4 protein-coding genes are annotated in these 5,473 nt (G+C 37.5%); 1 reads left to right on the forward strand and 3 read right to left on the reverse strand.

Annotation, left to right across the window (positions count from 1 at the left end):
• Window positions 1-403 precede the first annotated feature (403 nt).
• Entirely contained in the window at window positions 404-4,498 is a 4,095-nt protein-coding gene (locus tag PX484_RS22185; protein WP_287764693.1) for a DUF3110 domain-containing protein, read from the forward strand.
• Window positions 4,499-4,523: 25 nt separating this feature from the next.
• Here the strand turns inward: PX484_RS22185 and PX484_RS22190 are convergent, their stop codons facing one another.
• The 3 genes from PX484_RS22190 to PX484_RS22200 form a co-directional block, all read right to left on the reverse strand.
• The gene (locus tag PX484_RS22190; RefSeq protein ID WP_045358853.1) at window positions 4,524-4,880 is read right to left on the reverse strand and encodes a hypothetical protein; all 357 of its coding nucleotides are present in this window, start codon (window positions 4,878-4,880) and stop codon (window positions 4,524-4,526) included.
• Between the two features lie 58 nt (window positions 4,881-4,938).
• A complete protein-coding gene (locus PX484_RS22195; RefSeq protein ID WP_187602852.1) occupies window positions 4,939-5,091 on the reverse strand; it encodes a hypothetical protein in 153 nt (50 codons plus the stop codon).
• Window positions 5,092-5,238: 147 nt separating this feature from the next.
• Window positions 5,239-5,473 (reverse strand): hypothetical protein (locus PX484_RS22200; RefSeq protein ID WP_288105522.1); only part of this gene is annotated, 235 nt, incomplete at its 5' end.

Here is a 5,473-nt window from a genome sequence, read left to right on the forward strand (position 1 = left end):
ATAACCTGTAGGGGCGAAGCATTCGGGCAATAACATATCGCTGAAACCATAAATTTCTTATCCGAATGCTTCGCCCCTACCCCGGGCAATAAACTAATAACCTTCGCCTATTATCCCTGTGATACAATTATGATAATCTCCCCATTAAATCCCTGTACGGGCGAAGCATTCGTGCATAATCTATCGCTGAAACCCTAGATTTTCTATCCGAATGCTTCGCCCCTACCCATCAATTCCCCATCTGCCACGCTATGAATGAACAACGCACCCAAACATACCTAAACCTCATTAATCAATTATCATCGTCCTCATTCAATTATGTCCAATTTTTTACGGAATGGCGAATCAAGGTGTTGTAGTTCTGATAAGTTTCGTGGTTTAGAAGTGATAAGGAGTCTAAATTATGTTTGAACGGTTTACAGAGAAAGCGATTAAGGTAATTATATTAGCGCAGGAGGAAGCGCATCGCTTGGGGCATAATTTTGTAGGAGCGGAGTTTATATTTTTAGGGTTAATCGGTGAAGCGACAGGAATTGCGTCGCAAGTTTTAAGACAGCAGGGAATAACGCTAAAAAATGCTCGGATTGAAGTTGAAAAAATTCTAGGAAAGGGTTCAGTAATTAGTCCAGAAATGAATCCTGTAGATATTCCTTTTACAGAGTCGGCAAAACTCGTTTTAAACAGTGCATTATCATTTGCTGATAAATTAGGGAGTGAATCTATTGATACAGAGCATTTACTGATTGGGATTTTTCAACAAGGGGAAAGTACAGCGAGAATTTTACAAAATTTACGGGTTAATCCGCAAAATTTAGCTGTCTCTTTGAGTCGGTATTTTCAGCAGCAATCCTCTAATCAGTTACCTCAAACTGTTTATGTTCTTCTCTACAATGCAAGAACAGATAATGAGGGAATTCATACAATCAGTCATCAAGAGAAAGAAACAATATTACTGTTTGAAGCTTCAGCAGATGCAACTAATTTTGCACAACAATTAAGAAAACAGAATTTTCCTGTACCAAGCGTTGAAACGATGGAAACTGAAACAATTATCTCTTTTTGTCAGGAAGAGGGTTATGATTGGAGATTTGTGCCAGAGGGAACAGACGAAACTCCTCCTGTTGAAAGTGCGGAAATCCAAGGAATATATGATGATCAAACCACAACAACAGCTAATACCCCTCAAGACTATCTTAATTTCTTAAGGGAGACGTTACAAAAAATTCATGAAAATCGCAACCCTCAAGTGATTTATCCTTTCTGGGCGCAAAATCTTGATAAATTAGATGATAATCTGATACAAATTTTCGATAGTTGGGCAAGAGCAACATTAATACAAGTTAGCCTAAAAGAAGCTTGTTATATTGCTGCTGGTATCTTCTTTTTCAGTGATTTAATTCAACAATTCCCCCTCGGTAACATTGATATTAATCAAGAAATTGCGATTTGTGGTTGTGAAATTGCTTTAAATATCTTCACTTTTAAAAACTTTCCTCAGCAATGGGCAGAAACAAACAATATTCTCGGTATTGCTTACTTTGACAGAATTAGAGGGGAGAAAGCTGAGAATTTAGAAAGGGCGATCGCAGCTTACACGGAAGCCTTGAAAGTTTATACTTTTGACGCATTTCCCCAAGAATGGGCAACCACACAGAATAATCTAGGGAATGCTTACTGTAAAAGAATCAAAGGGAATAAAGCAAAAAATCTCGAAACAGCAATTGACTGTTTTAAATCTGCTTTAAAAGTTTACACCCAAGACAAATTTCCTTATAATTGGGCAATGACTCAAAACAACCTAGCTGTTACTTATTTTGATAGAATTCAAGGTAATAGATCGGAAAATCTTGAAAAAGCAATTATTGCTCATCACGAAGCATTAAAGGTAAGAACTTTTGATGCTTTTCCTCGACAATGGGCGAATACACAACATAATCTAGGGAACGTTTATTTAGAAAGAATCAAAGGAGATAAAGCTAATAATTTAGAACAAGCGATCATATTTTACACAGAAGCATTGAAGGTGAGGACTTTTGACGCATTTCCCCAAGATTGGGCAATGACACAGAATAATCTTGCTGCTGCTTACTGTAACAGAATCAGAGGGGATAAAGCAGAGAATTTAGAACAAGCTATCTTTCATTACTCTGAAGCATTGAAAGTTTATACTTTTGAAGCATTTCCTCAACAATGGGCAGGTACACAGGATCATCTCGCCAATGCTTACTGTAACAGAATCAGAGGGGATAAAGCAGAGAATCAGAAAAAGGCGATCGTTTGTTGCCAAGAAGCATTGAAAGTGAGGACTTTTAATGCATTTCCCCAAGAATGGGCAGCGACGCAAAATGGTCTCGCCATTGCTTACTCTAACAGTGCCAGTGCTTACTCTAACAGAATGAGAGGGGATAAAGCAGAGAATTTAGAACAAGCTATCTTTCATTACTCCGAAGCATTGAAAGTGAGGACTTTTAAAGAATTTCCTCAAGATTGGGCAGAGACGCAAAATAATCTCGCCAATGCTTACTCAGACAGAATGAGAGAGGATAAAGCAGAGAATTTAGAAAAAGCGATCTCCTACTACCAAGAAGCTTTGAAAGTTTATACTTTTGATGATTTTCCCCAACAATGGGCAACAGCACAAAATAATCTCGCTCTTGCTTACCGTGACAGAATCAGAGGGGATAAAGCAGAGAATTTAGAAAAAGCGATCGCATCTTATCACAACGCATTAAAAATCCGTACAAAAGAATCTTATCCCCTTAATTGTTTACAAACTGCCCGTAATTTAGCGAATTTACATTACGATCAAAAACAATGGCAACAAGCAACAGAAGCCTATCATACAGCCATTGAAGCCGTCGAAAATGCCCGCTTAGAAGCCCTTAACCCCCAAAGTCGTCAAGAGGTTTTATCCAATGCCATTGGTGTTTTCCATCGCATTGTACAGGCGCATCTTAATCTCAATCAGCCTGAGAAGGCATTAGAATATATCGAACGCAGTAAAGGGCGTAATCTGGTGGAATTAATCACCCAGAAAAACCTACACCCCCAAGGCGTTAGTCAAGAAATTATCACCCAATTAAATGAATTAAAGCAAAGAGTTGTTAACGAGCAAATTCGCTTACAACATCAAAGCATTAACCAGAATTTAATGAGTCGTGATAACTTAACTCCTTACGTTCCAGATCACAGTTATCTGAAAGAATATAAACAAGACTTAGATAATTTTATTGCAAGAGAAATTAAAGATCCTCTCTTTAGCCTCACTCAAAAAGTTGAGCCGATCCCATTTACAGAGATTCAAGCTTTAACTGATGCTGAAACTTGTCTGCTGCAATGGTATATTACAGGGGAGAAAATACTCGCTTTTGTCGTGTCTGCTGAGGGAGAGGTTAAATATTGGCAATCTTCCGAAAATGATAAAAATCAATTATTTGATAAAATCAACAATTATCTACAGCTTTACTACTCAGGAAATGGTAAGCAAGAATGGAGAAATCAACTGTCTAACCTCCTACAGACTTTTGCTGATATTCTGCATATTAATGATATTCTTGCCCTGATTCCCGATACTTGTCAACGGTTAATTATTATCCCCCATTGGTTTCTACATATTTTACCCTTACACGCCTTACCTGTTGATCCCCCCCAACTCTCCTTAAAAAGGGGGGAGTCGGCAACGGGGGGATCAGAATTACAAGATTTATTTCCGAAGGGTGTACAATATGCGCCTAGTTGTCAAATCTTGCAAAAAATCTCCCAAACTTCTCACAATTCCGACTTTAATAAACTGTTCGCTATTCAAAACCCCACCAAAGACTTATTTTACACTGACTTAGAAGTTAATATCCTCTCAACTTTCTTTACTGAACCTCAAGTTATCGCTAAAGATAACGCCACTAAAAACGCTGTTCTTCCCCATCTCAAATCCTCAGATAACCACTGTTATCACTTCTCCTGTCATGGAGGCTTTAACCCAGCTAATCCCCTAGAATCCGCCTTATTTTTAGCCAATAAAGAACCCCTAACATTAGGCGAAATCTTTGAACTGCGCTTGAATAAATGTCGCCTTGTCACCCTTTCTGCCTGCGAAACTGGCATGATTGATATAAACTCTATCAGTGATGAATATATCGGTTTACCCAGTGGTTTTCTGTTTGCGGGAAGTCCCAGCGTTGTCAGTAGTTTATGGACAGTTAATGACCTGTCAACCTCCTTCTTGATGATTAAATTATATGAGATTTTATTTGATGAGAATCAGCAAGTTTCTGTACCAGTTGCTTTGAAAATAGCGCAAAATTGGTTACAGAATTTGACCATTGAAGAATTTGATAGGCTATTAGTCAAATATAAACCAGAAATTGATCAGGTTTTAATTGAACTAACTCCTAACAAAAAAAAGATTATTGAGAAACAAATTGAGTTAACTGGTCAACGGGGTAAATATCCTTTCGCTAACCCTTATTATTGGGCAGCATTTCTTGCATCAGGAGTTTAGATATATACAAAATTAAGATTAAATTTTAAGCATTATTTTGACAATAATCCTCTAATCCATATTTGTTTAAAATATAAAGTAATACAGCTAAAGCAACCCCAATTGTACCAAATAAACCTGTTAAAATATTAAGAATATCTAAAATTGTTCTAGCTAAATCAGCGCAAACTACTGGACGACATCTTTCTGCTAATTGATCTAAATCTAATCCCCTATCTGGTTCTGCTCCAGTTTCTTCCATATAAATTAAGATTAACGCATCGTCTAAATTTCCATCACATTCTGCAATCAAATTTAAAGCATCCAAAGCTTCAGGATAATCCTTAAATTGCTGCCGATAGTGTTGAATTTCTTCCAGTGTTAACTGAGTTGTATTGTCCATAGTGCTATTGTTAAAACTAAAACTAATTTTCTCCATTATAATGCGATCACTGATCTTGTCAAATGCAAAAACCTGCGGGTACAGCATCCTCAAGATAACCTTCGCATTCTTCAATCGCATCCAAAGCAGCGATCGCACTTAGATTATCTGCCAATTCAGCGCGAAACTGGGCAATTTCTTCAGGAGTAACTTTAGTTGATTCAATATCCATAGGTTGTTCTTATTTACAGACAATGCTAATTGTATAGTTTCTATTTTGCCCTCTATTGATAGTTTTTAATAGACAGTGTTAATCTAACTGGTTACTGATAACTGAAAAGGTTCTTTAATTCCCTACCATTGTGATAATTGCTGTCATTTAAACCACGACAAAATTAACTAATTTGCCCGGGACAACAATCACTTTTTTGATTTCCTTACCCTCTAAATAACGTTGGGCGATTTCTGATTCTAGGGCGAGGGTTTCTAGGGTGCTTTTATCGGCACTAGCGGGAACTTGTATCGTGCCTCTGGTTTTTCCCAAAATTTGGATGACAAGGGTAATCTCGTCCACAATCAGGGCAGTAGGATCAACTTTTGGCCAGGGTTGCAGG

Origin of the sequence: Microcystis sp. M49636_WE2, assembly GCF_030065375.1 — a bacterium.
Lineage (GTDB): Bacteria > Cyanobacteriota > Cyanobacteriia > Cyanobacteriales > Microcystaceae > Microcystis > Microcystis aeruginosa_C.